Consider the following 2,249-nt stretch of genomic DNA (forward strand, 5'->3'; position numbering starts at 1 on the left):
CCCCCCCCCCCCCCCCCCCCCCGGGCCCCCCCCCCCGCGGGGGTTGGTCGGGTCAGGCGCCGAACCGGCGGGCGGCGGCGGCGACCAGGCCGTCGGCGGCGGCCATGGCGCGGTCGCGGTCGGTGGTGAGGGCGGTGCGGTCGGCGGCGGCCCAGTCCTGCTCTCACGCAACGTCTACGTGGACGCTCAGGGCGACACGATCGAGGTCGGGGAGTCCGTCGCTCCGGCGGGCCGCTGGCGCGTCCACCGGGACTGATCAAGGCGAATACTTCATATATGCGGGGATCGACCGCGCGGGTCCCGGACGGGGAAGAGCGGGGAGCTTTGCCAGAGAGCGACGACTTCCCCTTGCGTTGGTGATTGCCGGTCAGGGCAGCCATCCGCCATCGTCGCGTAGGGTGTCACACCCCAGGAATCGCGTCACTGAACACAGCAGCCGGTAGGACGACCATGACTGAGTTGGACACCATCGCAAATCCGTCCGATCCCGCGGTGCAGCGGATCATCGATGTCACCAAGCCGTCGCGATCCAACATAAAGACAACGTTGATCGAGGACGTCGAGCCCCTCATGCACAGCATCGCGGCCGGGGTGGAGTTCATCGAGGTCTACGGCAGCGACAGCAGTCCTTTTCCATCTGAGTTGCTGGATCTGTGCGGGCGGCAGAACATACCGGTCCGCCTCATCGACTCCTCGATCGTCAACCAGTTGTTCAAGGGGGAGCGGAAGGCCAAGACATTCGGCATCGCCCGCGTCCCTCGCCCGGCCAGGTTCGGCGATATCGCGAGCCGGCGTGGGGACGTCGTCGTTCTCGACGGGGTGAAGATCGTCGGGAACATCGGCGCGATAGTACGCACGTCGCTCGCGCTCGGAGCGTCGGGGATCATCCTGGTCGACAGTGACATCACCAGCATCGCGGACCGGCGTCTCCAAAGGGCCAGCCGAGGTTACGTCTTCTCCCTTCCCGTCGTTCTCTCCGGTCGCGAGGAGGCCATCGCCTTCATTCGGGACAGCGGTATGCAGCTGATGACGCTCAAGGCGGATGGCGACATTTCCGTGAAGGAACTCGGGGACAATCCGGATCGGCTGGCCTTGCTGTTCGGCAGCGAAAAGGGTGGGCCTTCCGACCTGTTCGAGGAGGCGTCTTCCGCCTCGGTTTCCATCCCCATGATGAGCCAGACCGAGTCTCTCAACGTTTCCGTTTCCCTCGGAATCGCGCTGCACGAGAGGATCGACAGGAATCTCGCGGCCAACCGATAAGCGCCTCTGTTCCTCGGACGCTCGGTTCCTCGACCTCGATTCGTCAGTGATGATCCCGCAAAAGCGGCCTTTGACTCCCTGCAAGCCTCAGCGACCGAATATATCGGTTATGCGTGGGCGATGGTTGTTGTCATTGTCGGCGCAACTATCGGTATCAAGCTGTTTAAGAAATTCACCTCGAAAGCAAGCTGATAAACCGATACAATTAAAGGCTCCTTTTGGAGCCTTTTTTTTTGGAGATTTTCAACGTGAAAAAATTATTATTCGCAATTCCTTTAGTTGTTCCTTTCTATTCTCACTCCGCTGAAACTGTTGAAAGTTGTTTAGCAAAACCTCATACAGAAAATTCATTTACTAACGTCTGGAAAGACGACAAAACTTTAGATCCGGCCAAGCTCTGGCGTAATAGCGAAGAGGCCCGCACCGATCGCCCTTCCCAACAGTTGCGCAGCCTGAATGGCGAATGGAAATTGTAAGCGTTAATATTTTGTTAAAATTCGCGTTAAATTTTTGTTAAATCAGCTCATTTTTTAACCAATAGGCCGAAATCGGCAAAATCCCTTATAAATCAAAAGAATAGACCGAGATAGGGTTGAGTGTTGTTCCAGTTTGGAACAAGAGTCCACTATTAAAGAACGTGGACTCCAACGTCAAAGGGCGAAAAACCGTCTATCAGGGCGATGGCCCACTACGTGAACCATCACCCTAATCAAGTTTTTTGGGGTCGAGGTGCCGTAAAGCACTAAATCGGAACCCTAAAGGGAGCCCCCGATTTAGAGCTTGACGGGGAAAGCCGGCGAACGTGGCGAGAAAGGAAGGGAAGAAAGCGAAAGGAGCGGGCGCTAGGGCGCTGGCAAGTGTAGCGGTCACGCTGCGCGTAACCACCACACCCGACGAGGGCGTCCCGCACCACCTGATGGACATCTGGGACGTCACCGAGGCCGCCAGCGTCGCCGAGTACCAGCGGCTGGCCCGGGCCGAGATCGACC

General features: G+C 58.4%; 2 protein-coding genes and 3 pseudogenes. 4 read left to right on the plus strand and 1 reads right to left on the minus strand.

Annotated elements, in window-relative coordinates:
• Window positions 1–52: 52 nt before the first annotated feature.
• Window positions 53–151, minus strand: a pseudogene (locus tag ABT263_RS38690) (protein kilB); the annotation flags it as partial.
• Window positions 152–450: 299 nt separating this feature from the next.
• On the opposite strand from ABT263_RS38690, the gene nshR reads away from it, so the two are divergent.
• The 4 genes and pseudogenes from nshR to ABT263_RS38710 all read left to right on the plus strand — a co-directional run.
• A complete protein-coding gene (nshR, locus tag ABT263_RS38695) occupies window positions 451–1,260 on the plus strand; it encodes an NshR/TsnR family 23S rRNA methyltransferase (RefSeq protein WP_059415847.1) in 810 nt (269 codons plus the stop codon).
• Between the two features lie 6 nt (window positions 1,261–1,266).
• Window positions 1,267–1,452, plus strand: a complete 186-nt coding sequence (locus ABT263_RS38700) for a major coat protein (protein WP_351386733.1) — start codon at window positions 1,267–1,269, stop codon at window positions 1,450–1,452.
• Window positions 1,453–1,508: 56 nt separating this feature from the next.
• Window positions 1,509–1,730: pseudogene (locus ABT263_RS39020) on the plus strand (phage attachment proteinphage attachment protein, G3P family); the annotation flags it as partial.
• A gap of 425 nt (window positions 1,731–2,155) precedes the next feature.
• Window positions 2,156–2,249 (plus strand): annotated as a pseudogene (locus tag ABT263_RS38710) (tRNA (adenosine(37)-N6)-dimethylallyltransferase MiaA); the annotation flags it as partial.

The sequence above is a fragment of the Kitasatospora sp. NPDC001603 genome (assembly GCF_040298365.1).
Classification (GTDB): Bacteria; Actinomycetota; Actinomycetes; order Streptomycetales; family Streptomycetaceae; genus Kitasatospora.

Coding starts and splice junctions, on each gene's coding strand:
- nshR (WP_059415847.1), top strand. CDS start 451: ATGACTGAGTTGGACACCATCGCAAATCCGTCCGATCCCGCGGTGCAG.